21 protein-coding genes are annotated in these 25,881 nt (G+C 52.2%); 14 read left to right on the forward strand and 7 right to left on the reverse strand.

From position 1 onward, the window contains the following. Positions 1-56 precede the first annotated feature (56 nt). Together DI579_RS03545 and DI579_RS03550 are read left to right on the forward strand one after the other, a co-directional pair. On the forward strand, positions 57-887 hold the full coding sequence (locus DI579_RS03545; RefSeq protein WP_290598906.1) for a sigma-70 family RNA polymerase sigma factor: 831 nt from the start codon (positions 57-59) through the stop codon (positions 885-887). Between the two features lie 13 nt (positions 888-900). After that, positions 901-1,374 carry a hypothetical protein gene (locus tag DI579_RS03550; protein WP_290598904.1) on the forward strand — a complete coding sequence of 158 codons (474 nt, stop codon included), beginning with the start codon at positions 901-903 and terminating at the stop codon, positions 1,372-1,374. 381 nt (positions 1,375-1,755) lie between these two features. Here the strand turns inward: DI579_RS03550 and DI579_RS03555 are convergent, their stop codons facing one another. From DI579_RS03555 to DI579_RS03565, 3 genes are all read right to left on the reverse strand, one after another. After that, a complete protein-coding gene (locus DI579_RS03555) occupies positions 1,756-2,010 on the reverse strand; it encodes a WhiB family transcriptional regulator (protein ID WP_290598903.1) in 255 nt (84 codons plus the stop codon). Positions 2,011-2,442: 432 nt separating this feature from the next. Then, positions 2,443-3,744 (reverse strand): hypothetical protein, encoded by a 1,302-nt coding sequence (locus DI579_RS03560; RefSeq protein ID WP_290598901.1) that lies wholly within the window; start codon positions 3,742-3,744, stop codon positions 2,443-2,445. Between the two features lie 8 nt (positions 3,745-3,752). Further along, positions 3,753-5,333: a DEAD/DEAH box helicase gene (locus tag DI579_RS03565; RefSeq protein ID WP_290599003.1), complete on the reverse strand. Its 1,581-nt coding sequence runs from the start codon at positions 5,331-5,333 to the stop codon at positions 3,753-3,755. A 435-nt stretch (positions 5,334-5,768) separates the two neighbouring features. Here DI579_RS03565 and DI579_RS03570 point away from each other — a divergent pair, with 435 nt between their 5' ends. After that, positions 5,769-5,996, forward strand: coding sequence for a DUF3107 family protein (locus DI579_RS03570; RefSeq protein ID WP_290598900.1), 228 nt, complete (start codon positions 5,769-5,771; stop codon positions 5,994-5,996). A gap of 40 nt (positions 5,997-6,036) precedes the next feature. On the opposite strand, the gene DI579_RS03575 is transcribed toward DI579_RS03570, so the two are convergent. Beyond that, positions 6,037-6,657 (reverse strand): TetR/AcrR family transcriptional regulator, encoded by a 621-nt coding sequence (locus tag DI579_RS03575; protein ID WP_290598898.1) that lies wholly within the window; start codon positions 6,655-6,657, stop codon positions 6,037-6,039. A 133-nt stretch (positions 6,658-6,790) separates the two neighbouring features. Here DI579_RS03575 and DI579_RS03580 point away from each other — a divergent pair, with 133 nt between their 5' ends. The 6 genes from DI579_RS03580 to DI579_RS03605 all read left to right on the forward strand — a co-directional run bounded on the left by DI579_RS03580 (position 6,791) and on the right by DI579_RS03605 (position 18,027). Continuing rightward, the gene (locus DI579_RS03580; protein WP_290598897.1) at positions 6,791-7,858 is read left to right on the forward strand and encodes a DUF3152 domain-containing protein; all 1,068 of its coding nucleotides are present in this window, start codon (positions 6,791-6,793) and stop codon (positions 7,856-7,858) included. Between the two features lie 41 nt (positions 7,859-7,899). Beyond that, entirely contained in the window at positions 7,900-8,760 is an 861-nt protein-coding gene (locus tag DI579_RS03585; RefSeq protein WP_290598896.1) for a HesA/MoeB/ThiF family protein, read from the forward strand. A 61-nt stretch (positions 8,761-8,821) separates the two neighbouring features. Beyond that, the gene (locus tag DI579_RS03590; protein WP_303678712.1) at positions 8,822-9,787 is read left to right on the forward strand and encodes a TIGR02569 family protein; all 966 of its coding nucleotides are present in this window, start codon (positions 8,822-8,824) and stop codon (positions 9,785-9,787) included. A gap of 29 nt (positions 9,788-9,816) precedes the next feature. Continuing rightward, complete coding sequence (locus DI579_RS03595) at positions 9,817-13,293, forward strand: ATP-dependent DNA helicase (protein WP_290598894.1); 3,477 nt, start codon at positions 9,817-9,819, stop codon at positions 13,291-13,293. 1 nt (position 13,294) lies between these two features. Next, positions 13,295-16,816 (forward strand): ATP-dependent DNA helicase, encoded by a 3,522-nt coding sequence (locus DI579_RS03600; protein WP_303678705.1) that lies wholly within the window; start codon positions 13,295-13,297, stop codon positions 16,814-16,816. Positions 16,817-16,917: 101 nt separating this feature from the next. Then, entirely contained in the window at positions 16,918-18,027 is a 1,110-nt protein-coding gene (locus tag DI579_RS03605) for a TrkA family potassium uptake protein (RefSeq protein ID WP_303678713.1), read from the forward strand. Positions 18,028-18,204: 177 nt separating this feature from the next. Here the strand turns inward: DI579_RS03605 and DI579_RS03610 are convergent, their stop codons facing one another. Further along, a complete protein-coding gene (locus DI579_RS03610; protein WP_290598888.1) occupies positions 18,205-18,507 on the reverse strand; it encodes a glutaredoxin domain-containing protein in 303 nt (100 codons plus the stop codon). A gap of 105 nt (positions 18,508-18,612) precedes the next feature. Here DI579_RS03610 and DI579_RS03615 point away from each other — a divergent pair, with 105 nt between their 5' ends. Next, a complete protein-coding gene (locus DI579_RS03615) occupies positions 18,613-20,712 on the forward strand; it encodes an ATP-dependent helicase (protein ID WP_290598886.1) in 2,100 nt (699 codons plus the stop codon). 44 nt (positions 20,713-20,756) lie between these two features. Here the strand turns inward: DI579_RS03615 and DI579_RS03620 are convergent, their stop codons facing one another. Next, complete coding sequence (locus DI579_RS03620; protein WP_303678706.1) at positions 20,757-21,575, reverse strand: hypothetical protein; 819 nt, start codon at positions 21,573-21,575, stop codon at positions 20,757-20,759. Between the two features lie 58 nt (positions 21,576-21,633). On the opposite strand from DI579_RS03620, the gene DI579_RS03625 reads away from it, so the two are divergent. Continuing rightward, on the forward strand, positions 21,634-22,293 hold the full coding sequence (locus tag DI579_RS03625) for a M48 family metallopeptidase (protein ID WP_290599394.1): 660 nt from the start codon (positions 21,634-21,636) through the stop codon (positions 22,291-22,293). Between the two features lie 15 nt (positions 22,294-22,308). Here the strand turns inward: DI579_RS03625 and DI579_RS03630 are convergent, their stop codons facing one another. Continuing rightward, positions 22,309-23,883: a zinc-dependent metalloprotease gene (locus tag DI579_RS03630; protein ID WP_290599396.1), complete on the reverse strand. Its 1,575-nt coding sequence runs from the start codon at positions 23,881-23,883 to the stop codon at positions 22,309-22,311. 225 nt (positions 23,884-24,108) lie between these two features. Here DI579_RS03630 and DI579_RS03635 point away from each other — a divergent pair, with 225 nt between their 5' ends. The 3 genes from DI579_RS03635 (at position 24,109) to DI579_RS03645 (ending at position 25,708) form a co-directional block, all read left to right on the forward strand. Next, positions 24,109-24,807 (forward strand): hypothetical protein, encoded by a 699-nt coding sequence (locus tag DI579_RS03635; RefSeq protein ID WP_303678707.1) that lies wholly within the window; start codon positions 24,109-24,111, stop codon positions 24,805-24,807. Between the two features lie 228 nt (positions 24,808-25,035). Further along, the gene (locus DI579_RS03640; protein WP_303678708.1) at positions 25,036-25,503 is read left to right on the forward strand and encodes a hypothetical protein; all 468 of its coding nucleotides are present in this window, start codon (positions 25,036-25,038) and stop codon (positions 25,501-25,503) included. Between the two features lie 31 nt (positions 25,504-25,534). Next, on the forward strand, positions 25,535-25,708 hold the full coding sequence (locus tag DI579_RS03645; protein WP_303678709.1) for a hypothetical protein: 174 nt from the start codon (positions 25,535-25,537) through the stop codon (positions 25,706-25,708). The last annotated feature ends 173 nt before the right edge of the window (positions 25,709-25,881 follow it).

Here is a 25,881-nt window from a genome sequence, read left to right on the forward strand (position 1 = left end):
AATGCGTGGAATATCACGTATTGAGGGAGTGTTGCTCGGGGTAGAAGGAGGTGACAGTGTCAACTATGTCAACTATGTCAGTAGTGCCAACTGCACCAGCAATGTCAGCACCGGTAACTGTATCTGCGGTAAGTGCGTCTAACGGTCTGGTGGGGAATGGTGGGAGAAACCGTGAGGCTATTCTCTTCGCGAAGATCTACTCTCAGTCGCTAAACTTAGAGAGTATTGTTTCTTCTGTTCGTCGTGTTGTGTGTCGTGTTGCGCGTCGCACTTCGTTAGTAAAGGTTAATCCCGTCAATACAGCATCTGCCCCAGTTCGCTCCGATCAAACGGAGGCTGAGTTAGCCCTGCGTTTCGAACGTGATGCGTTACCTCTTTTGGACCAGTTATATGGCGCAGCTATGCGAATGACGCGTAATTCTGTTGACGCTGAGGATCTCCTTCAAGAAACCTATGCCAAAGCATTCTCTGCCTTCTCCTCCTACCGTGAGGGGACGAATCTGAAAGCATGGCTCTACCGCATTATGACGAATACGTACATTAATGCGTATCGGAAGAAGCAGCGTCAGCCCTACCAATCGACTACTGAAGATATGACGGATGCGCAGGTCGCAGAGGTAGCAAATCATCATGCTACGGGTCTCCGCTCTGCAGAGGTAGAGGCATTAGACAACATTCCTAACGAGTCCATTAAAGAGGCTCTTAATGATCTGCCGGAAGATAGGCGGATGGTGGTCTATTACGCGGATGTAGAAGGACTGCCATATAAGGAGATCTCCGAGATTATGGATACTCCTATTGGGACTGTTATGTCGCGATTGCATCGCGGTCGAAAACAATTACGTGAGTCTCTTCGTGAAGTGGCTCAAGCTGCGGGTATTGGTTGAGAGGAGGGAAACTGTGAGTCTCCAAGGACGTAATCTACTAGCCGATAGCAGTGATACTGACCAGTGCTGTACTACAGATGGGTGCCATTGCTCGGGCAACCCTACTCAGCGATCATGCCCGGTTCATCGCGCCTACGCCATACTCGATCCCAATCTAAAAAAGTATGACTCACTGGATTGCTCAGTGGTTGTTTATGATGTCCACCGACTTTTACATGAGCTTACTGATGATGACAAAGCTCAAAGAGTAAGGCAAGAACTCTCTGAGTGCCCCTGTGGTACTGAACTTATAGAGATGGAGGGGAAGCTTCGGCGGAAGCTACACACTGCGTGTGAAGAGCATGCTCCCGATAGTGTGCGGGAGAGACTTTGCGAGCATGTTCATCAGTGGTCGCACGAATCCCAGGCTTCTTGTGCTGCTGACTATAGTGAACGTACTGATAAACAGGACGACGATCAGCAGAATAATCAGGATGCTAGTAAGTAAAGACAATGCGGGACGTTTTCAGAAGTTTCTCTGAAAACGTCCCGCATGTATATGTGGTGTTTCTGTAAGTTCTGTATAGACGGAAAGGCAGGTAATGCGAGCCGTTTATGCAGTTACTTACGTTATTTAAGCGTTTGGCCGCTTTCCATGATTGGCCCTGCTACCTTTACGGGCACGCTTTTTACGTCCACGCTTTCCCATAGTTGCCTCCTTGGTTCGTGTGGTGTGCACCATGCTCCGAAACGAACCACGAGGTCGTCGAAGTCTCAGTACAAAGTGGAACGCAGATTATTCTTGCACTACCAGACGGTTCCACGCAATTAGATAAGGACTGTCTTCATTGGCAGAGGGGGCAGAAGACACGTTAAGAGGGATAGTTTGTTAGACAGCGCTGCGGGTACGGAGACGAGCCTTGCGACGCTTGAGGGCGCGTCGTTCTTCTTCGCTCATGCCGCCCCAGACTCCGGCATCCTGGCCAGATCCAATGGCCCAAGCAAGGCACTGATTGGTGACAGGGCAGCGATTGCACACCAGTTTTGCAGAGGCAATCTGGGCAAGGGCGGGACCGGAGTTTCCTACAGGGAAGAAAAGTTCGGGGTCTTCGTCGCGGCAGAGTGCTTCGTGTCGCCAATCCATGGTCAATGCTCCTTACTGAAGTCACAAAATGGTGAAAGTGTCTAGTTTGGGGGAGATACCAGCATGTGTAGGCTGGGAAAATTGGGGGTAAGAACAGGTTAAGTTCTCCTGCACACTCGTTAAATCCTGTCACGATTAAGATGAATGTCAAGAGATTTTTTATTAATGTGACACAAGTAACAAATAATTTTTGTAAGAGATATACATCACTACTAAGAAATGCCTTTTTACCTGGGGTTCTATGAATATGCAGGTAAATGCAATATATAAGAATAAATTAAAAATGAGCGCATATGATATTTACAATGCGCTTATGTGTCCGAATAGTAAACACGAAGATTTTTACCAGCATCGATAATTTGATAACACAATGCAACAATACTGCGGCACTAGACCTATACAGTGCTGCGGCACTAAACCTATACAGTCAGGCTATGCGGGTGCAAGACCTAAAACTTTATCTCCTTGCTGCGCCACAATCGTTCCACCCACAACTATCACTTTGTTAATAGACGGTCCTGGAACGGGTAAGAATCGAGCTTTCTCCCCGGTGTTTCCGTCAAGGAGTGCGAGTCCCCCACGAACAGGGGCTACAAGCCAATGGAGTGATCCCACCATGTCAGAAAGAACTGCCGGGGTGCCTGTAATGTGTGCGGTACTCCATTTCAGCGCAAGAGTTTCCGCATCAAATGAATAAAGATTCTCTCCATCACTCCAGAACAGGGACTTATCTGTCCGCACAATGGGTACTCCCAGCAAAGATGCTTGCCCAAAACTACTCTCCATAGTTTTCGCTACATGCACAAGAACGGGAGAATCCTCCTCATCCTCCCCCTGCTCATGGCGGAGAATGACGAAATGCGGCGCAGGTTCCTCCAAATACAGAAGAGCCTGCGATCCCGTTACCTCAATAACGGCCCCATGATGGGCGTCAGTTAACCACGTTCCCTCTGTTTCTGGGGTGGTGTCTTCCTCGGGTACAGCTCGGAAAAAAGTGAAACGCAGGGACGTATCTCCTGGGCAGCGCTGCAACACGCCAATGGAATCATTATTTTCAACAGCGTCTGCTATGGAACAGTGTGGCTGTTTTTTCTGTTCCGGTTCCAAAGGTGTTTCACTGGGGCCGACGAGAAGTGTTCTCACCATATCGCTGCGCCAGGATTCAACGGTATGTGGACCAATGGATAAAACATGCTGGCCGCCAGTGACAATACGCGGATGGGCAGGAGAAAAACCGCTACGGGAAGGCCCATGGTGGCCATTACTGCCGCGGAGAAGCATGACATCACCACACCCACCGGAAAACTGCCACACACTAATTGCCTCGCCCCACGCAGACTCAAGACCGCAGAGACTCCTATTGCGGTGGTATTCCCACACCATTTCGCCGGTTGCTGGGCTACGCCCAACAACCGTGTCGTGGCTACCAGTCACAATCACCGGTCCAGCAGTTAACGGACCCCGAGTGAGGCTCCCCCGCGTTAGTGGTGAAGAGGCCTCCCACAGTACCTTAAGGCCTGTCGGTTCACGCGTAATGGGCGCTCCCATGGTGGGGTGAGCACCATGTTTAAGCGTTGTATGGGCACGGTCACCTGTCACCCAGACAACCACAGCCGCCACTATCACAAGCACTGTTATGACAGCTACCGCCACCATATCTCCAGGACGGTGCCGCTCTGCGGGAACTCTCACAGTATGAGGACGACGCTGTGACTGTGACGTGTGGAAGGCCACGAAGCCTCCTAGTCAGTAGCGGAATTCTGGGAAGAAGAATGGCGAGTACGACGCCGCCGACGGCGACGCGTTCCCTGGCTCTGCTGTTCTGGTGCGTCACCATTCTTTTCGGTAGTACGCTGACGAGCGCGTCCACGTATCTCCCGGCGTTCAGTAGTGTCACCGCTCTTCCTGTTACCGCGGTCGCGGCGATGGTTATTGCCTCCACCACGTCGGTTGCCCTGTCCAGAGCGTCCAGCATGTCCAGAATGAGAACGGCCACGCCGGCGCGGCGCCCCGATAAGTTCCTGCGCCGGGCCCACTTCACCTGTTACGTCAGGGTCAATATCGAGATCCGTATACAGATGAGCGGAGGTGTGATAGGTCTCTGCCGGCTCGCCCTTACCTAAGTCGAGGGCTTTATCGATGAGCATCCAGCGGGGGATATCGTCCCAGTCCACCAGGGTGACGGCGACACCGGAATGCCCGGCGCGCCCCGTACGACCAATACGGTGAACATAGGTTTTATCATCTTCAGGGCATTGGTAGTTGATAACATGCGTCACGTCATCAACGTCAATACCGCGGGCAGCGACATCTGTAGCTACTAGTACATCGACGGTGCCGTCACGGAACGCATCCAGTGCTTTCTCGCGAGCAATCTGTCCTAAATCTCCATGTACAGTGGCTACATGGAAACCACGTTCCGCTAATTCTTCCGCAAGTTTTTGTGCGGTACGCTTCGTGCGCGTAAAGATCATCGTCTTCCCGCGACCCTTCGCCTGCAGAATGCGCGCCACCATTTCCGTCTTGTTAAGGGCATGGGCACGATACACATACTGTGTAGTGTTTTCGTGGGTTGCGGATGCATTAGCGGATTCTGCCCGAATATGCGTGGGCTGGTGGAGGAAAGAACGTGACAGTTGAATGATGGGCCCCGGCATAGTAGCGGAGAACAGCATTGTTTGACGGTCCTCGGGAACCATTCCCAGAATCTTTTCCATATCTGGCAGGAAACCCAAGTCGAGCATTTCGTCTGCTTCGTCCAAGACTAGAACAGTGATCTTGCCGAGGATAAGGTGATTCTGCTGAGCCAGATCCAGCAGTCGGCCCGGTGTCCCCACAACAAGATCAACACCCTTCTGCAAGGCGTTAACTTGAGACTCGTAAGGAGTGCCGCCATATATCGCTAGCACAGAAAGAGGGCGCTCTTTCCCCGTCGGATTACCAGCATCATCTAATTCGGGAACAAACAGTTTGTGTGCAGCATGGGATAAGTCTTCTTCTACCTGCACACACAATTCGCGGGTAGGAACAATGACAAGTGCCCGAGGAGTGCCATCCAACGGATGGTCTTTATCTGTGGCAATGCGGTGTAGGAGGGGAACGCCGAAACCATACGTTTTCCCCATGCCGGTGCGTGCCTGCCCAATGAGGTCCTGGCCGGCTAGAGCTAGTGGCAAAGTGAGTTCTTGAATGGCGAAAGTGTGTTCAATTCCCTTCTCTGAGAGGGCTTCCACAATAGCGGAATGAACACCAAGCGCGGCGAAGGTGGGGGAGTTAGCGGTACTGGTGGCGCCATCATCGAGCACAGTGGTGTGGACGTCCATAGTGGATTCGGAGTTATCAGCAGGGGAGTCTGAAGAAGTGGGAGTATGAGCCATGAGAATTCCTCGCTTTCCGCGAATATTATCGACACGCGCGTCCAGAGAGAAGAGGAGACGTTCCACGCAGTACCAGTACCCGATATTTGTCCATTACGGTGTATTTATATCAAGCATAATGACGTGTGTAACAAGGTATGTACCGGGAACTGTCTCGGCTGCTGGCTTATAGAGAATGTCTATAAGAACATAAGGCCGCGCACATTTCCTAATGAGTAAACAGAGTGGTCTATACAGTGATCTACACAGACCGCCAAGTACTCACCCTAAGCCTATCAAATAGAGAAGTGCAGACCTGGAAAGCCTTGCGTAAACTGGCAGACGAGAACCCCGCGAGCGTTATTATCGTCTACTCCGCTCTGCACTGTACAAGGAGGAACAATGGCCGTCACTATCAAAATTACTTTGCAGGATACTCCAGTCCAGATTTCCGCTCAGGTTGATGACGGCGCAGCACTAGTAGCGCAGGTAAAAGAAACTCTAGCTACCCAGTCGGGAGTAGTGGATTTCACTGACGTGAAAAAGAATCAGTACGTTATTTCTGGCGCCAAAATTGCTGCAGTGGAAGTATCCGCAGAGGAAAACCACAAAGTCGGCTTCATTAACTAGCTAGCCCTACTGAGCCTTTTCTCCATCTTTTTTTACGTGGTTACCTATGGGGTGTGTGCCGTGCCGGGAATGCTTGTAAACCACTCCATAGGGCACCCGCAATAAGATCGGCCGCTGTATCAATGTCCAGTTCGTGCCGTGCTGTTTTTACCCACGTTTTTGCCGCTGATGTACTGGCTCCTACCACAGAGCTGGCTAGTAGCTGAGCGCGTGCCGGGTCAAGAGTTGTTGCATGGGAAATATGGTGTGCAATGTAGGTGACAACAGTAGACATTACTTGTTCTACGTGTTCAGCTGCTTCTATATCGTCCAGCATGTCCGAGTCGAAAAGTAGCCGGTAGTACTGCATATCATCGTCAACGAAATCAAAGAAGGCTCGTACTGATGCGCGCACAATGGTGCGATTAGAACCTGATTGATTCAGTGCGGTGCTAATAGTGTCTTGTAGGTTTTTGCCAGCCTTTTCCAGTACCGCTAGATAAAGATCGTGTTTGGAAGAAAAATATTGGTACACAATGGGCTTGCTGAGGCCGAGAGTATTAGCAACATCATCCATGCCAGTTCCGTGATATCCGGTGGAGACAAAATGGCGACGCGCCGCATTGAGAATTGCCTCACGCCGTTCTTCTCGCGACACTCGACTAGTAGATGTGGCACTCACAGTGACCTCCCTGCTGACTGGTGGTCAGCGATGTACAGATACGGCATATGGGCGGGGTGTTCCCAATACTCCGACTTTACCGAGAGATACATAACGGAAAGTGAATTCAATTTGAATTTAGAGGATGGACCTTATGTCTCGTAAACACTCCGACGGTTCGCATAACGCTTCCGATCCATCTGCTGCACACTCATCGGCTGCACAACATGCGCACCGTAGCGGACTGTGGCTCGTGGGAGGAACACTGCTCGCTCTCCTCGCCATTGTGATCATCATCGTGGGGATAGTGAAGGCCGTAAAACCATCCTCACCAGCCACCCACAATGAAGCCTCTAGCACTAGCACATCATCGTCTATCCATCTTTCTGATCCAGCCCTGAAACCCATTGTTGACGAAGCCGCACTACCAGCCGGGAAACCCTATACGGAGCAAGGCACCGGTACTTTCACCGTGCAACCCCTCCACACCAAACCCAACCTAGAATCCAGCATGAACGCTACCCCTGGGCTAGGGAACCCGAACTCAATTGGTGATGCGGTCTCAGCAGCGACTCTTGGATCCGATGCTATTCCCTACACCATCGACGTAGAAGACGGTATTAATGCCAGTAGCTATGGCGGCAATGACGTTTTTACCTGGTGGGTGCATTCCGCACTGGGAGACCCACGCGGATGGACAAGTGGAGGTAAACGCAGCTTCCATCACTTCGATAAAGCCGGTCTACAGGTATTGAAAAAAGAAACCACTGGAGTTGGCGCAGAGCTGTACAAGAACACTATCCACTTCACCCTCGCCACCCCGCTCACAACCCGTAAACTGTGCGGATACACATTGCCAGTAGAGACAAGCTGCTGGTCTCCTCAAACCCGTCGAGTGGTCATTAACCTTGCTCGGTTTGTCCGCGGTGTAGCAACATACCCCCATGACGTTGCTGGCTACCGCTATTACCTTATTAACCACGAATTGGGGCACGCATTGGGATTCGGGCATGAAGTATGTACAGCTTCTGGTAGTCCCGCCCCCATCATGATGCAGCAAACAATCACACTGCGGAACCACGATATTGCAGTACTTGAACCAAACCTCTCTACCACAACCGATTTCGCCATAGAAAACACGTGTCGACCCAACCCCTGGCCCAATCCAGAAAACGTCGCAGCCTCCCAACTACCAGAGCTACCACTCTCCGAAACTCACTAGGTGCTCCTTCACTCCCATAGAGATCTCTTTATGCTGGTGGTATGACAACACGCGCTACACCAACCACTCGCACCCCACTCCGTCTTCCTCTCCACCCACTAGCACCATTAGGAGAACCGCTTAACGCCGCACAAAAAGATCGTTATGCGCGGCATCTCAACCTACCCGGTGTAGGGGAAGACGGCCAGCGCAGACTGTCCGCCACTCGTGTTCTCGTTATTGGCGCCGGCGGCTTAGGATCCCCCGTGCTGCTCTACCTAGCAGCAGCGGGGGTAGGCACCATCGGTATTGTCGATGATGACGTAGTAGATTCCTCCAATCTGCAACGCCAAGTTATCCATTCCACCGCCGCAGTCGGAAAACGCAAAGTTGATACTGCCGCCGAGCGCATGCAAGGAATTAACCCAGACCTTATCGTCAAAAAATTCCCCCTACGGTTACACCCTGCCGATATAGATACTTATAGGACACAATTCGGCAGCCAATGGGATCTCATTGTCGACGCCACCGACAATTTCGCCAGCCGCTACCTCGTTAACGATCTCGCCACCGCGCTAGGCATTCCCGAAGTGATGGGATCCGTTTTCCACTGGCAAGGCCAAGTCGCCAGCTTCTGGGCACAATGTCCAGACCCGCAACGCGCCGTCACCCTACGGGACCTCTACCCTCAAGAACCCTCCCCGGAGGCTCCCTCCCGTGAACCAGGCGCCGGCATTATGGGTGCACTCTGCTGCACAATCGGCGGTTTAATGGCCACCGAAGTAGTGAAACTGCTACTAGGTGAGGGAAATAATCTACTGGGACGAGTTCTCTACTACAACGCCATGGAGATGCGCATACACGAGGTAACTCTGCATTCCGACACCACCACCCAGTCACCGCACACTAGCGAAACACGATAGTAACCCCATCCCGCATATCCAAAGACATATAGGTAATGACACGTAGGATAAGGACGTGACTATGCTGCAGCCCTCCCCGAATGTTCTCAACGCGTTTGGACTACGTGACCCACACTTGAGCCCTGCCCCACGCGGCTGGGGAAGAGGTATTCTTGCCGATTCCATAGTGCTCACCCCCGTCGTTGACAGGGCCCGTGCAACATGGTCCGCGCGAATACGGGACACCTTGGATCCCTCCGGAATCCGCATTGCGCGACCCTTCCGAGCAACCGATGGGCGAACCATTGTGGGGGACTGGCGTGCCGATCGCTATGGAGCCGGAGTACTACAAAATCGCCCCGATGAAGTAGTTGCTACCTCACTGCGACTACACGACGCCCTCGCTAGCCACGACCGCCCCCGCTTCCTAGTAGGAGGACCCTCCACCCCCTGGAGCGAAACCGACTACTTCAGCATGGCGGATCGAGCTGCCTTCCACCCCGCCGGACTCGCCTTACTCCGCGACCATTTACCCCACGGAACTGGCAGCACTGGCAGTTTTCGTCATGATATAGCCGCGGGTATAGAACTCTACCAACACTTCATGGATCTGCGGGAAGACGTTCACGCACCCGCCCAAATTGTGCACGGAGACATGCTCTTCGGCACACTCTTTGCCGCGGCAGAAGCCCCCCTCATCCCCGATATTGTTCCCTACTGGCACAACCCCGCCTGGGCCGCGGGAATAATAGTAGTGGACGCACTAACATGGGCAGGCGCAGATGCGGACCTACCACAGCGGTGGCAGCATCTCCCAGAATGGCCTCAACAGCTTCTCCGCGCCTACCTCTTCCGCTTGGGAATACACCTTGTTCACCGGCACTCAGCCGCAAGTACCTACACTAAATTGCTGCACACTGGCGTCATCATTGCCGATATTGTGACGCAAGCACACTATGACACGTTAGCCAGCGCACCGCTTCTACCAGTGACAAAACCCTGCGAGAAATCTACTGAACCAACAATCTCACAGATACCCGAGCCATAAATGTTACAAGGGTATGGTCAAATAGGGACATGACGGAACCCACTAGCTCCTACGAATCTCACAGCGATGCCTCGCGCGATACTTCACGTGATACTTCACGTGATGAGTCACTTCATGTCACACTTGTCCGTCCCATAGCGGAAGCCCATTCGCAGCGACAGTGGACAGGTACCGCCAGCCTACTTTTTGACGAAACAGGCGCCCCCATCGTCGATCCTGAACCATTCCAAATATTAGGTGGGCCAGGAACAGGTAAAACATCCCTCCTTATTGACCTCGCCTGCGCCTACTGCAAGCAACCACACCACAGTTCAGATAACGTCCTCTTCCTCACCCAATCGAAGCGTGCCGCAGCAGAACTATCCGAGAAGATAGCCATGCACCTTGTTGGTAGCGAAGGCCTTTCCTCCCAAACTCCCCTTGTCCGTACTGTGCACAGTTACGCCTACAGTGTGCTGGCACGCATTGCCGCAGCCGATGGCGTACCCGCCCCGAAATTACTAACCGGTGCCGAAAAAGATGTTATCTACCGGGAAATGTTGGCAACCATCGCCGAAGATAAAAACAACCTCTGGCCCGAGTGGATCCGTCCCGCTCTTACCACTGTAGGATTTGCTCGCGAACTGCGAGATTTCATTTCGCAAGCTGCCAAACATGGCCTCAACGGTGAAGAACTTATTGCGCTTGGCGAAGACCAGGAAGAGCCCGCATGGGTAGCAGCAGGCCACTTCGCCATCGAATTTGAGCGAGTTCAGTCCCTCCGCGCCAACGTAGGAAACTCACACGGGGAAGAAGTAAGCCCACCATTAGACGCCGCCGAACTTGTCCAAACAATGCTAGAAGGGTTAGCCACACATCCAGATATTCTGGCCGCAGAACAACAACGAGTCCGCCTCCTCCTTGTTGACGACGCCCAACACCTCGACCCGCAAATGGCGGAATTGGTAGAAACTATCCGGAAAGGGGCGCACCTTACCGTTGTAGCAGGCGATCCCGATCAAAACGTTTTCCGCTTCCGCGGCGCAGACCCCAGCTACCTTCACAACCTGGCATTTCTCGGCAGCCCACATCGTATTGTGTTGAGCTCCAGCTATCGCCTCACACCCCACAATGCGGAAGTAGTACGTACAACAGGAAAAAGACTCCCCGACAATAGTCAACAACAACGTGAACTAACAGCCGCTCGAAGCGGCGCACACGCCCCACACCCCACCATTCGTCTTGCCGACAGTATCTCCGCAGAAGCCGCCATAGCAGCAGACGTATTACGTCGCGCCCACCTCCTAGAAAATGTGCGATGGGGCGACATGGCCATTATCTGCCGCACCGTAGGGCCACACCTTCCAGTACTTCGCCGTGCTCTCCTCGCCGCCGGCGTCCCCCTCCACATCAATACAGCAGACCTACCCCTCACCGAACAATATGCAGTAGACGGCATCCTCGCTGTCCTCGAAGCTATCTCAGGAACATGCACCCCCGATATAGCTGAAAAACTCCTCACCGGTGTCGTCGGCCGCGCCGACCCTGCCGACGTCCGCAGCCTCCGCCGTGGTCTACGCCGGGCGGAAGTCTCCCTCGGTGGGCGACGCGAATCCAGTACGCTCCTCACTCTTTTACTCTCCCCATCAGCTCAAGAACAGTACTATGCGGAGCATCCTCACGATATTCCCCTCACAAAAATTGAGGAACTTCTTACCGACTATGAAGCACAACCACTTCGGCACGTCCACCATGTTGTAGATGCAGCATGGCACACTATGCGCCACCATGGGACCGTAGAAGAAGTACTGTGGTCAGCCTGGAATGCCACCGGCCTTGCTGATAGTTGGCGAGTTGCCAGCCTCCGCGGGGGAGTAGCAGGCGCCCAAGCAGACCGTAACCTGGACGCCATGATGGCACTCTTTGACGCTGTCTCCGACTACATTGACCGTGTCCCCACCGCTACCGTCGCTAACTTTGTCCGCTATATCCGGGAACAAGAATTACCCTCTCTGCCCCGTATCCGGACTCTGCACACCACAGATGCCGTCACCATTATTTCTGCCACGTCTGCTGCAGGACGAGAATGGGACACAGTTGTTGTTGTGGGCATTCAAGAAGAGGAATGGCCATCGCTTGCTGTACGTGGCTCATTACTGCGCCTCAATAATCTCCTTGATTACATCGCCGGAGTGGAACCACGCGCCATTGTCTCCCAACACGCACCACAACTTGCCGACGAACGCCGTCTCTTCTACGTAGCCCTATCGCGTGCTCGCCGCCGACTCGTTCTTACCGCTGTGTCCGGAGACAGAGCCGATAAACTTGCCCCCAGCCGCTTTCTAGAAGACACCGCTGGCGCTATTGTGCCAGCTGAACAGCGTGCTACAGAAGACTCGAACCTGCCAGCCGTCACCACGACAACCCCTCATGTTCTCTCTCTTCCGAGCATGGTGGCGCGACTTCGCTCCATCGTGTGCGCGACAGCTCCATTCCCCGATATTCCAGCGGAAGAATGGCCACACTACCAGCAACAGGCATTCCAGCAACTCGTTCGGATGGCACGCGCAGGTGTCCCAGGAACCCTCCACTGGTGGGGCGTTGACGGAATCTCCTCAACAGAACCGCTATGGGAAAAGCCAGATACTACAGAATTGGCGGCACTAACCGCGGCATCAACCGCGTCGCCAACCGACCAGGTAGTCGACCAGGTAGTGACGTTGAGTCCCTCCGCTTTTGAAACTTTGCAAGAATGTCCACTCCGCTGGTTCCTCAGCCGCAATGGTGGTGATACCAATTCCGGGCATGCTGCACAATTCGGTACTCTCATTCATTCCTTGGCTCAAGCATCTGCGAGTGGTCTTGATGATGCCAATATCAGTACTGCTCTGGAGGCTGCCTGGCCTGCTCTCGGTATTGACTCTATTTGGCTGGCGGAACAGGAAAAACAGCGTGCGGTAGACGCCATCACCAATTACGCGGTATGGGATGCGAAAGAATCCGCTACTTTTGCTACTGCTGGTCTAGAAGTTGGTGTGGACCATATTTTTACTGTGGATGACCTTGCCGACTTTGGCATTACTACAGAAGATATTGCCAGTGTTGATGCGACGACTGTTCCCGTGCGAGTCAAGGGTCGTATTGACAGGTTAGAACGCACAGATGCGGGACAGTACGTTATTGTCGACTTCAAAACCGGTAAAACTGTTCCCTCTAAAAAAGATACCCAAGACAATGCTCAGCTGGCTCTCTACCAACTTGCCCTTTCTGGAAGCGATAAAGACACCACACCAGTGGTGAAGGCCAAACTTGTCTACCTACGACCACGTAGTGGCAGCCTGGGTGAACGCGATCAACAAGCACTCGATGCGGACGAGCGAAAACGCTGGCGACTAGCTCTACAAACCGCCGCCAGTGCCACCAGTGGTCCAACTTTCCATGCGTGCCGAAATGACCACTGTACACAGTGCGTGGTGCAGGAATCCTGCCCCCTCTACTCCCATTCCATTCTTGCGAGAAAGGCCTAGGATGCGTTACACCCCTGCAGACATTGCCCATCTCCTTGGCCAAAAATTTTCACCCACACCAGAGCAAGCCGCCGTTATCTCCTCCTCGCCGGGGCCCCTCCTTGTTGTGGCTGGTGCAGGCGCAGGAAAAACTGAAACAATGGCCGCTCGAGTAGTATGGCTGGTTGCTAACGGCTATGTCACGCCTGATCACGTCCTTGGCCTCACATTTACCCGTAAAGCCGCCCAGCAGCTTGGGCAACGCATTCGGCAGCGTCTTCAACGTCTTGCCGACAATCCCGATTTTGATGGTCCGGACGCACAGCGTATCCGCCAAGCTATTTACACAAGCGACGTAGACACATCCACCTACGACTCCTACGCGGGAACGATCCTCCGCAGTTACGGTCTGCTCCTACCTGTAGAAACGACCGCCACCATTGTGGATGCGGCAGAACTATCCGAAGAAGCCACACATCTTGTTGCCCAATGGTCGGAAGTTTTCGCTGTGGAACGCGCCTCCACTAGCGTCGTCAGTGACCTTCTCTCATTACGTGCCGAAATGTCTAACCACATGGTGGACTCTTCCACTGTGAGGGAAGAAAATCAGCGTCTTTGTGAGGAATTGATAGGGCTGCCGAAAGCTCCCCGTGCCCGCTCTGAATTCACGAAAGAGATGCAAGACTTCCTCAATGTCTGCCACTACCGGGACCAGCTGCTTGACCTCATCGACCAATTCGATGCGCGAATGCGCGACATGGGGTATCTCGATTTTGGGCAGCAGATGGCCTATGCCGCTGGACTGGCATGCGCACATCCGCAGGTAGGGGAAAGTGAGCGCGCCCACTACCGCGTTGTTCTCCTCGATGAATACCAAGATACGGGATATGCACAGCGTATTTTCCTTCGCTCACTTTTCGGTGAAGGACAAGACCCTACCCTCAGCGTGACCGCAGTTGGCGACCCCATGCAATCCATCTACGGATGGCGCGGTGCCTCCGCTACTAACCTTGCCCATTTCCGCACAGATTTTCCCGCTGAAGGTGGAGCTTCCGCACCTGTTAAATACTTGCTGACGAGTTGGCGCAACCCTGGCGAAATTTTGGATTTGGCCAGCGTCTACACCCGCCATCTCAGCTCAGCTACCCGTGCTGCTGTTGACGTCCCGGATCTCCACCCTGCACCTAGTGCCGCCCAAGCAGATATCCACTGCCGCTACTTCGGTAGTGCAGAAGACGAATACACCTGGATTGCCCAGTATTTCCGCACTCAATTCGATACGGCGAAAGAACAGGGAACGCTACCGCCCACGAGCGCAGTACTCGTCACCCGCAATAGGGATTCCCTCCCCATGGCAGAAGCACTCGAAGCGGCTGGAGTCCCTGCCGAAATTGTTAATATTGGCGGGCTGCTTTCCATTCCCGAAGTACAGGATGTGTGGGCTATGCTCCGCATTATCGCAGATCCATTAGATGGGGCGGCTGCACTGCGTATTCTTACTGGTGCGCGTATCAACCTTGGTGCTAGCGATATACGCGCTTTATGGCAACGTGCTCGGGAGTTGCGTGGTGAGGTATCCACCACAGAAGACACTGAACTTACTAATGTTGATGACCTCATCGATATGCTCAACGAGGTGCTACCACAGGATAGTGCCGTCCAAGTGGGGCTTGCTGATGCTATTGATGATCCCGGCCCTGCAGAAAACTATTCTCAGGCAGGCTTTGCGCGGCTTCGCCAACTCCGTGCCGATGTGCGATATTTGCGGAAACGCCTGGGGCAGCCTCTTCCCGAACTTATCGCCGAAGTAGAACGCACCATTGGTGTTGACGTGGAGGCTGAGGCACGCCTCGATCCTGGCGCTGGACATTTCACTGGACGTCATCATCTTGATGCTTTCGCCGATGCCGTCGCCTCCTTCTGCCGTGGAGCAAACCCCAGCCTGAATGCTCTCCTCTCCTATCTTGCACAAGCCGCTGAAAACGATAATGGACTCACCCCAGGTACTGTTACGGTGCGACGCAATTGTGTACAGATCATCACCATATTTGGGGCAAAAGGATTGGAGTGGGAATGCGTCGCCATACCTAACCTATCCACGGGAGAATTCCCACCGACGCGCGGGCGCAGCAATTGGGTAAAAACTGCCTCAGAATTACCAGCTAATTTGCGTGGAGACAGCGAAATTTCACTTTCGAATGGGGAAGTGCTGGCTGGTATGCCTATCTTCGATTCCGATAATTGCGAATCTCGTAAAGACTTCATGGGGTCTCTCAAAGAGCATATTAACGGGCTTAAAGGCATGGAGCTCGAGGAAAAACTACGCCTTATGTATGTGGGTGTTACCCGCACTGAGCGTTCCTTACTGCTTACTGGCTACGGCTGGTCTTTCCACGATAAAAGTTTTCATGCACCTTCTGACTACCTCAGCTACGCCTATAAGTGGGCAGAAGGCAGAGCCATCGACCATGGCATTCCCGCAGATACTTTCCCGCTTTTAGCAGAGGTTAATCAAGCACAGGCTAACCAGTCAGAAACTGACAGTAGCAGTGAGGTTGCACCGTGCACTGTTACTACTGAAAAAGGGGATAAGATTACTATCCATCCCTACTGGACAGCAGATCCTGACCCTGCCTACCATCCTCTTGCAGATAAAAACGCGGACGCAGTATGGCCAGTAGACTACCTGGCCGATAATCTCCATATTCGAGAGGTTCACACTGCTCTTGTAGAAGCTGTACAGCAAGCGGATACTGATGTGTCCCACGCGGACGATAGTACTTCTAAGGCTGTTACAGTTGCTGAGCGTGACCTTGTGCGGGATACTGACGCCCTCCTTGCCGAATTTCAACGTATGCAGGCAGGAGAAGACACAGCCGCACGCACAGTTGCTCTACCGACACGTCTTACTGCCAGCCAAATAGTGTCCCTGCAGGAAGATCCAGAGGATTTTGCGCGGAGGCTTCGTCGTCCCATTCCCTTCAAACCCAATCGATATGCGCGACGCGGTACGGATTTTCATATGTGGGTGGAGCGTCACCTCGCTGGGGATTTGGGAACCCTCATAGATCTTGATGATCTTATGGATGTGTCAGACGATATTCCCGAACCTGCCACGCTTACCCACTTGAAAGATAATTTCACGAATTCATGCTGGGGGCAGCGAACAACCACCATGGTGGAGTTACCCTTCGATGTGTCGTTAGGAAGTGTGGTCATTAATGGCCGCATTGATGCCGTTTTCCAGGATGATGATGACCACTACACTGTTGTGGATTGGAAAACGGGCAAGGTTCCCACGAATGAGAAAGACCGCATGACGAAAGCTCTCCAATTAGCGGTCTATCGCATTGCCTTCCAACGCATTATCAACGTGCAACGGGCTGAAAAAGGACAGCCTCCATTACCACTGGAAAATATTCGGGCAGCCTTCTACTATGTTGCCCACGATGACACTCTCTGGCTTGATGAATTAGCAGATGCTGCCGAATTGGAGAAGCTCATCACCGGGTTAACTGCTTCAACAGATATGGAAAAACAGTAGAATCACTTCTCGACAACGGCTAAAGTTCAGTCATAGGCCTCATACGGTAGTACTGGTTTTATCGCGGTAAGGGAGGAGGAGTGGTGGCGAAGAATCGTCGTATCGGGAAAAAACTGCGGAGTCTTATCTCGCCGGAGTCTCGTCTTGATAATCGCCCCGATTATGCCCTAGTCGGTATTGTTCGCGTACCGCTCCTAGAAACTAGCCCGTGGAAGCAGATCTTTGTGCGTCTACTGTGGGCTTTTGGTGCGCTCGTTCTTGCCGTCATTATTACGTATGCGGAGCGGTCGGGTTACCAGGATGGTAATGACCCAGAAAACGGTATGACGCTGGTGGATTGTATCTACTACGCTACCGTCACTCTTACGACAACCGGCTATGGGGACATTACGCCTGTTACCCAATCAGCGCGTTTGGCGAATGTTGTTCTTATTACCCCGCTTCGTCTTTTCTTCCTTATCGTGTTGATTGGTACGACACTGCAGGCTCTTACGGAACGTTCCCGTCAGGCTTTTCGAATTCAGCGTTGGAGGTCCGCGTTGCATAACCATACTGTTGTTGTTGGGTATGGAACGAAAGGTCGTTCCGCTGTTGCCGCCATGTTGGCTGATGATGTTCCACCTAATGACATTGTGGTGGTGGATACGGATCAGGATGCGCTTGACCTCGCAGCCCTCAAAGGCCTCGTCACGGTACATGGGTCAGGGGCTAAAGCAGATGTTTTGAAACTCGCGGGGGTACCGCGCGCAAAGTCCATTATTGTTGCTACAAACCAGGATGATACTGCCGTCTTGGTGACGCTGTCCGCGCGTGAACTGAATCCTCGGGCCACTATTGTTGCTTCTATTCGGGAATCTGAGAATGCTCATCTTATTGAGCAATCTGGTGCTGACTCAGTGGTGGTATCTGCGGAAACTACTGGGCGTTTGCTGGGGTTGGCTACTGTCACCCCATCGGTCGTGACGTTGACGGAGGATCTGCTTTCCCCGGAGGAAGGATTCTCTGTTTCTGAGCGGCGTGTGAAACCGTCAGAGATTGGTGGTTCGCCTCGGCATCTACAGGATCTTGTTTTGGGTGTTGTGCGCCACGGCAAACTTTATCGCGTTAATGATGAGGGTGTGGAGAAGCTCGAGGTGGGGGATCGACTGCTGTACGTGCGTATGAGCCAGCCAAGTATTGTGTCGAAGGACATCAATTTTTCCACCAAGTAGGGTACGTACCCAGCGTGTGCGAGCACGTGCGGAGCATAAAGTGTACAACACAGAATGCACACAAAATGGTGCGCGTATGCATTGAGGCCCCTCCACGAGTGGAAGGGCCTCAACGGTTACTGTTTCACAGTTATCAATGGGGTTAAGAAACTGTGGAGAAGAAAACGGTGCTTCGCGCTATGCGTTTGCTTCCTTGAGTTCCTTGATCTTGTTACGGACCTTGGAGGCACCGGGGTTCGTCATGGTGGTGCCATCGTAGAAGAGGACGGTGGGGATAATGCGGTTGCCGTCGTTAACGCTCTCTACGAACTTTTCGACAGCTTCAATGTCCTCGTATTCGTCAACATCAACGTTGGTAAAAGGAATGTTAAGTTCGCCAAGCAGTTTCTTCAGACGCTGGCAGTGAGGGCACCAGCTGGCTGAGTATACGGTAATATCTTCAGGATTTTTAGGGGCCTCGGGGGCTTCAACAGTACTCATGTGTATAGAAAACCACGTTTTTCGATTTGGTGCCAGCTTTTACACGGCGGAAATGTGACAGTTTGTCTCTACACTGAAAGAGTTAAGCGGAAGGGAGAACGATTCATGCAGTTAGATGAGGAACAGCAATTAGCCGTTCTCGCCCCGCGTGGCCCCGTCTGTATTCTTGCCGGTGCGGGCACTGGGAAAACTCGCACTATTACTCACCGTATTGGTCGTTTGGTTGACGACGGGCAGGTTAATCCGCGCCATATTCTTGCTGTTACATTTACTAAACGCGCAGCTGGGGAGATGCGTGAACGTCTTACCCAGATGGGTATTGGGCAATTTGGGGGGCATTTTATACAGGCGTCTACATTCCATGCGGCAGCGTTTAAACAACTCCGTTATTTCTGGCCACAGATAATGGGGGATGTTCCGTGGGATTTAGTGACGCGAGAGCGTTTTGGGCTGGTGACGCGGGCCGCAGACCATTGCGGTGCTGATTCCAGTAAAGAATCTGTGAAAGATTTGCTAGGAGAGATCGACTGGGCAAAGTCGGAACTCCTCGATGCGGAAAGCTACCAGCAGGGGGTAACACGGCTGCATCATGAACCACCGGCAGATGCTGCCATTGTTGCGCATGTTTTAGAACGCTATGAGGAGCTCAAACGCCGCAGGGATGGGATGCTTCTCGACTTCAACGACCTGCTTCTCTACATGAGTGCAGCGTTGGACGAGTTCCCTGGTATCGCGGAGGAGTTTCGTTCCAGCTATCGTAGTTTTGTTGTTGACGAGTACCAGGACGTTACCCCGTTGCAGCAGCGTCTTCTGGACGGCTGGTTGGGGGATCGGGATGATCTCACCGTGGTGGGGGATCCCAACCAAACTATTTATTCTTTTAATGGTGCCTCCCCGGAATTTCTTGTGGATTTTCGGCGCCGTTTCTCGCATGCCACAGTGGTCAATTTGGTGAGGGATTACCGCTCTACACCGGAGATTGTTGCGTACGCGAATAAAGTTATTGCGGATGCGAAAGGTACTGTGTCCCAACCCAGTATGCAGTTACAGGGGCAGCAACAACATGGGAAGAAGCCGCGTATTGTTCGGTACGATAATGATTTTCAGGAGGCAGAAGAAGTAGCGGCTGCTATTGCTGCCGATATTTCTGCGGGTCAGTTACCGGAGGATATTGCTATTCTCTACCGTACAAATGCGCAGTCTGCACTTTTTGAGCAGGCGCTTGAAGAACGTCATATTCCCTACCAAGTGCGGGGAGGGGAAGGATTCTTTCAACGACCAGAGATTCAACGCGCGTGCCGGCAGTTGGAGCTATTAGGCCGCCGCAATGATCTTCCCGATGATCTTATCGGCCCGAAACTTGTTACTCTTGTTCGCGCTAGCTTAAAAGATATAGGTCTTACGCAAGAAGAACCTACTGGTCAGCAGGCGCGTGAGCGGTGGCAGTCTCTTACCGCACTAGTGTCTTTAGTGGAGGATATGACGGAGGTTACCCCTTCCCTCACTCTTAATGGTCTGCTACATGAGCTACGTATTCGTGCTGACGCCCATCAGCCGCCCACTGTGCATGGTGTCACTTTGGCCTCTATACATACAGCTAAAGGCTTAGAGTGGGACACTGTTTACGTTGTTGGCCTGGTGGAAGGTACTCTTCCCAACCGGCACGTATTTGATGACAACGCATCGGAAGATGCCGTAGAAGAAGAGCGACGCCTCCTCTATGTTGCTATTACACGGGCACGCTACCACCTTACGTTAACGTGGGGAGCATCTCGGAGAGCTGGTGGTAAAGAGCGTCAACGCTGCCGTTTCCTTGACAGTATCGATCCGCCAAAACCCACGGGGTGGCAGCGGCGTGGAGTAAGCCGTGAAGTAAAAAATGGAAACCACAGTGCTAGAGGTCCCCAGAGAACAGTAGGGGCGATGAAGCGTTCCCCGTCCAAGCAATGGAAGCGGGAAGCCTTAGAAAGTATGTCCTACCGGCAGCAAGAATTATTCGATGCTTTAGTGGAGTGGCGTAAAACAACAGCGCAGGAAATAGGGAAACCGGCTTTTGTCGTGTTCACTGACCGCACACTTGTTGAGATTGCGTATTATTGCCCGCAGACAAGCAAGGATCTTGCCGGAATTCATGGAATTGGCCAGGCCAAACTACAAACATACGGAGCGGACGTCCTTAGAGTTGTGCAGGAGAATCTCGCATAGGAATATAAACCTCTTGTATTGACTGGCTCTGCTGTCTAACGTGGCTAGCTTGTCTGTGTCAGCGTCATCATTTGCGCATCGGGAGCCACTACCATCCGCTGATGGTAGGAGAGAACATGATCTGCCTGCCCCTGTTGTGTTCGTTGCACTATGAGAGATACAGCAAAGGCTGCCGTTGCTGAAATAGTTGCGTGTGATGCCCGCCCCTCATCATGCATTAATTGTGCTGTGACATGGGCGGGAATACCGTGTGTTAGAGGAACTTGTGCAAGATGTGCCGCGAGGCGCCGCTGCGCGGATTGATCCAATTCCTTAGGAACGACCAGCGGCCCCACCACACCATGATTATCGACGAGCGAGCACAGTAAGAATGGCTGATTATTCTCCATAAGATGCCGTATGAGAACTGGATCCGGGACAATAGTGTCCGCTATAACCATGAGCGTACATTCACGTTTTCGCACATCTTTTTCCTCAATAAGCTGCACGTCCTCTATAGACAACATGCGGCGCACATAGGTGGATAGTTGCCCATGCCCACGTACACAAATACGCGGTAGGCAGGGTTTTTTCTTATTACCCGGGTGGGCAACTCCTAGTTGCTGCAATTCTGAGAGGAGTTGCTCCACATGCGCCGGGCTCATCACTTTGTGCTGTCCTCTACCAAAGAGGTGAATGAGCTCTTGCAGATTGCGGGTACCGTCACAGCGGGTAAGAAGCCATTGCACATCTTCCGTCTGATACTCATCTGGGACTTCCACCATGACTGCCTCTTGTGGGAGAAGCCCTACCTGCAGCGTGCGTGGAGTACGTTGCACAATGGTGAGGTAGGGGTGGATTTGTGGTCCTTGGGGAATACTCATGGCGATATTCTGACAGCCTTATACGACCGTTGGGGCTCCTACCCGGTACATTCAAGATATGAGCGATAGTGATAAACCCATTAATATCCCAGGTGAAAAGGTATTTTCACACCTTGTTAGGGGAGAAAAATATCAGGTGAAAAATTCTTTTTCGGAAGAATTTCCCACTGATATAGAAATTCGCCGCTCAGCTAGACGGCGAAAAACAATTAGTGGACGTATCGAGAATGATCGCATCATCGTGATGGTGCCAGCTCACCTCACCCCACAGGCGGAGGAGCGTGCTGTCGCTAGCATAGTGGAGAAACTGCGTAAACAGCATCGTCGCAAACTCGCTCAGCGCACAATGAATACAACGGAATTGGGTCACTATGTAAGTAAGTTAGACCACCGTTACTGCCAGGGAAAAGCACGCCCTGCCGTAGTGGAGTGGAGCCGTGACGTGGCTACTCGTTGGGGTAGCTGCCACTATCGCACGCGCACTATTCAGCTACATCCTGCACTTGCCACCATGCCACGCTATGTTCTGGATTACGTTATTGTGCACGAACTATGCCATCTTACGGTTCCCGGAGGACACACCGATGCCTTCTGGGAGGCTGTGTCAGCATACCCCAAGGTAGAACGAGCCCGTGGCTACCTGGATGCAGCATCCCGATACGAGACGAAAAGCCCTACGCTCGACACGGATGAGAAACCCCGCAGCGAGTGTAGGTAAGGCTAGCAACAAATACTAGTTAGTGCTCCCAGTGTCATCGCCATCTTCTGGGCTTGTGTCGCCTGAGTCTGCATTGCCTGTGTCTGTGTCGTCGTGATCTCCCATAAGCTCCTCCTCGAGCTTCGCAAGATCCGATTCAAAAGAATCAGTAGTGTCATCTAACAAACGATCAATACAGGCAGCTGGGTTATCAAGATCACTTGCGCGGGGAAGAAGATCCGGATGGTCCCAGCAACTATCACGTTTCTCAGCACCACACGCATCCGTAATACGAGTCCATAAGGTGACGGCATCGCGCACTCTTCGGGGGCGCAATTCCAACCCGGCTTGGGCCTTTAAGGCCTCCTCGGCTTGGCTTGCCGTAGCTCTCCTGCGACGCCACATTTCAGACAGCGCCGGAGTGGAAGGTATGCGGTCTTTGATGGCGTTTTCTACAACAACATCAACCCATCCTTCTACAAGAGCAAGCATTGTTTCGAGGCGCTCCAAGGCTTTTTCATGGGTGTAGTGAATTTCCGGAGTCAACTCAATTGTCTGCATCTGGTTCATAGCATCCTGGAGTTTCTCCGGATCGGAGAGTACCTCTGGGTCAAGGCCAAACTCACGGGTTGCCGATTCAATATTGGAGTAGTCCACCACAATACCGTTCGCATGGTCTTGAATGGCTCCCAACAAACGAGGAGCCAGCCAAGGAACATGCGCCCACAACCGTTGATAGGCTGCCTCACGTGCAGCTAAGAAGACAAAAACATCACGTTGTGGGAGTTCTAGATCCCGTGACAACTGTGCAATGGTATCGGGCAGAAGCGCAGCCGTACCAGCAGTATCCAGCGGAATACCCATCTCCGAAGAACACGTAATTTCTTGGGAAAGAGCAGCCAGAGCACTACCAAGCTGAGTACCAAACGTGTAACTGGTGAGGTTCTTCATGATGTTCATGATTCCCCCCATACTTTCAGTAAACTGCCCAATCTGGTCTGAGAGTTCCCCTGGGAGCCCCTCCAGACCGGCAGTATTCATACGCTCTATAACGGGAGTGAGAAGCCGCCCCCAGGTGGGAAGAGAATTCTCCACCCACGTGCGGGGAACCCACGTTTCCGTGGAGGAAACACCAGTGGGAAGAGTTGTTACTTCATTGAGCCACAGATCTGCTAAACGGACAGCATCATCCACAGCTCGCCGCTGACCATCACTTATGGTGGGATCCGCCCCAAGCTCGCGCAGCGCAGCAGTGCGGGCAGCGGTGGTGTTAATAGTGGCACCCTGCTCTTTGCCAAAAGAACCACTAATACCGGAAATAAAGTCCCCCATTTGCTGCATCATGAACATAAATCCGCCATCGCGACCGCTCTTGCCGTCTTCCTCCGAGGAGTCGCCATCAGCGTTATCGTCCGTACCGGAAGCAGGACCGAAACCAAAGCTAAAATTCCCCAGATCATTCAGGTTAAAGCCATTCGATGTGCCCCCCGTGTTGGACGCATCGCCTCCCAGTAACCGGCGAAGAAAATCCATGGGGTCGTTATTGTCGCCATTGCCCTGTGGATCGTTGGTGTTGGAGCCGCCAGTGGGGGTGTCATTCTTGTCGCTCATGTATTTCAGACTACAGGGCTTTAGAAAGGAGGGCACGAAAATACCAGCTTTCACTAACGACCAAAAACAATCAATAAGGCTGCAGTGAGTTCATTAAGTGGACCTATTGAATAGTGCCCCCGCAAAAGTAGGGCTCCCATGGGAGTGGGGAGTGTGGTTTACTGTGCTCACTAAATTTTTAGAGATGTATCTGTCTTGTATTTCGGGTGAAAGGTTAGCAGTGTGATGACGTCTGCGACTGTGGGGAAAAGACTGGTAACAGCTGCAGTTATGTGTGGTCTGTTAGTAGGCGTATCGGGGTGTGAGAGTCATTCTGTGCTGTCTGGGTCTGGTCAGCCGGTTGATAAATCGTCTGTGTCTGCATCGGCTAATGCGGGGCGGAGAGATCCGGATCGAATTTATGCCAACCACGATAAAGGAGTTCCTCCAGATCAGACGATGGGGGATGTGAAGGGATCCGAAGATTTTAATCGTAACCTCAAAATATATGAGAAGTGGGGTGTGAAGCAGACATCTGAGTGGCTGGAGATCTGTAATCAGGTGAATGTGCCGGTGTTGCGGAAGGTGGGGGTTGATCCGCAGAAGGATTTGCAGAACAGGAGGGGTGGTCAGTTCAAGTTTACTTGTAGCTGGTTTACTACTCATGAAACAGTTCAGTTTTTCTTCAGTACTGAAACATCTTTACAAACGGCAAATACACGGCATGGTTTTAAACCTAGCGGTCAGGTTAATCGTTATGGAGAGACCTATGACATGGGGGATATTGAATTTATAGCTGAGGGGACTCCTCTTAATAGGTATAGCTGTGCACTGAATTTTGAACGTCATGGAGTGGCCTACGAAGCCGCTATCACCGGTAAAGAACCAAAAACCCATGAACAAGCCTGCAATGAGCTCATTGATATGGTCTCCCCACAAAAGTAGCTCTCCCACGGAAGTAGGGAGTGTGGTTTACTGTGCGCGGTAATTATTTTGGTGAAGAGAAATCGAGAAGAAGGTTAGTGGTGTGATGGGCTCTGTTTCTATGGGAAAAAGACTGGTGACAGCCGCAGTTATGTGTGGTCTGCTAGTGGGTGTATCGGGGTGTGAGAGTCATTCTGTGTTGTCTGGGAAGTCTGTGGGGAAAATCCGAATATTAAGAATTTCGATACTGTGCAGGAATACCGGGATTACTATGCTCTTACTAAAAAGTGGGGGTTGAAGCAGACGGCTGACTGGTTGGAGATTTGTAATCAGGTGAATGTGCCGGCGATGAGGACAATAGGATTCGATCCACAAAAAGATCTAGAAAACAGGTATGGAGGTGAGGAGAAATTTAACTGTTATTGGGATCGAGATCGTGGACGATTGCAGTTTTTCTTCGGTCGGATTGATACGTTGCAGGAGTATTTAGACCGGAAAGATATTGATCGTCGGTCAACAATGACACGGGGTGGCAGAACCTACTACATGGGTCATATCGAGTTCGCTGCAGAAGGAACATCGCTTAACCGCTATGACTGCACTCTGGCCTACGAACATGGAAAATACGCTTACTTTGCCTCGTTTACGGGGAAAGACCCAAAAACCCATGAACAGGCCTGCAATGAGCTTATTGATATGGTCTCGCCCCAACACTAAGAAATAAACATTCGCAAGAAAGTGACTGATTATGTATTCCCATCCCGATGAGATCCGTAAACACTGCGAAAAACTCATCACCATTGTTGATAATGCCGATTTAAATCATTTGAATCACTGCTCATTTGCCGGGTTATCGTCTGCTCTAGTGTCTGTGCAGAGTATGTTTGACCAAATCAATGCCTTTACAGAGGACATTGTGTAGCTGCGGCGATTAAAAGCCAGACGGCGGCGGTGTGTCTTACTGATGCGCATACGTGCGATAGTTTGCAGACTGTGTATGGTCAGGTCGCGGGGAAGAAACACCACAGGGGATGTCTACCTGTCGATCAATCAGGGTTAGGACATGGGGTGGAATTGTCCGGGCATCATCTGCGC

Source organism: Lawsonella clevelandensis, from assembly GCF_003241315.1.
In the GTDB taxonomy this organism is placed as follows: Bacteria; Actinomycetota; Actinomycetes; order Mycobacteriales; family Mycobacteriaceae; genus Lawsonella; species Lawsonella clevelandensis_A.

Bases quoted from the DNA above. Each gene is read 5' to 3' on its own strand.
- DI579_RS03630 (WP_290599396.1), bottom strand. From the start codon at position 23,883: ATGAGCGACAAGAATGACACCCCCACTGGCGGCTCCAACACCAACGAT.
- DI579_RS03615 (WP_290598886.1), top strand. From the start codon at position 18,613: ATGCAGTTAGATGAGGAACAGCAATTAGCCGTTCTCGCCCCGCGTGGC.
- DI579_RS03580 (WP_290598897.1), top strand. From the start codon at position 6,791: ATGTCTCGTAAACACTCCGACGGTTCGCATAACGCTTCCGATCCATCT.
- DI579_RS03610 (WP_290598888.1), bottom strand. From the start codon at position 18,507: ATGAGTACTGTTGAAGCCCCCGAGGCCCCTAAAAATCCTGAAGATATT.
- DI579_RS03595 (WP_290598894.1), top strand. From the start codon at position 9,817: ATGACGGAACCCACTAGCTCCTACGAATCTCACAGCGATGCCTCGCGC.
- DI579_RS03635 (WP_303678707.1), top strand. From the start codon at position 24,109: ATGACGTCTGCGACTGTGGGGAAAAGACTGGTAACAGCTGCAGTTATG.
- DI579_RS03600 (WP_303678705.1), top strand. From the start codon at position 13,295: ATGCGTTACACCCCTGCAGACATTGCCCATCTCCTTGGCCAAAAATTT.
- DI579_RS03555 (WP_290598903.1), bottom strand. From the start codon at position 2,010: ATGGATTGGCGACACGAAGCACTCTGCCGCGACGAAGACCCCGAACTT.
- DI579_RS03565 (WP_290599003.1), bottom strand. From the start codon at position 5,333: ATGGACGTCCACACCACTGTGCTCGATGATGGCGCCACCAGTACCGCT.
- DI579_RS03585 (WP_290598896.1), top strand. From the start codon at position 7,900: ATGACAACACGCGCTACACCAACCACTCGCACCCCACTCCGTCTTCCT.
- DI579_RS03625 (WP_290599394.1), top strand. From the start codon at position 21,634: ATGAGCGATAGTGATAAACCCATTAATATCCCAGGTGAAAAGGTATTT.
- DI579_RS03645 (WP_303678709.1), top strand. From the start codon at position 25,535: ATGTATTCCCATCCCGATGAGATCCGTAAACACTGCGAAAAACTCATC.
- DI579_RS03570 (WP_290598900.1), top strand. From the start codon at position 5,769: ATGGCCGTCACTATCAAAATTACTTTGCAGGATACTCCAGTCCAGATT.
- DI579_RS03590 (WP_303678712.1), top strand. From the start codon at position 8,822: ATGCTGCAGCCCTCCCCGAATGTTCTCAACGCGTTTGGACTACGTGAC.
- DI579_RS03620 (WP_303678706.1), bottom strand. From the start codon at position 21,575: ATGAGTATTCCCCAAGGACCACAAATCCACCCCTACCTCACCATTGTG.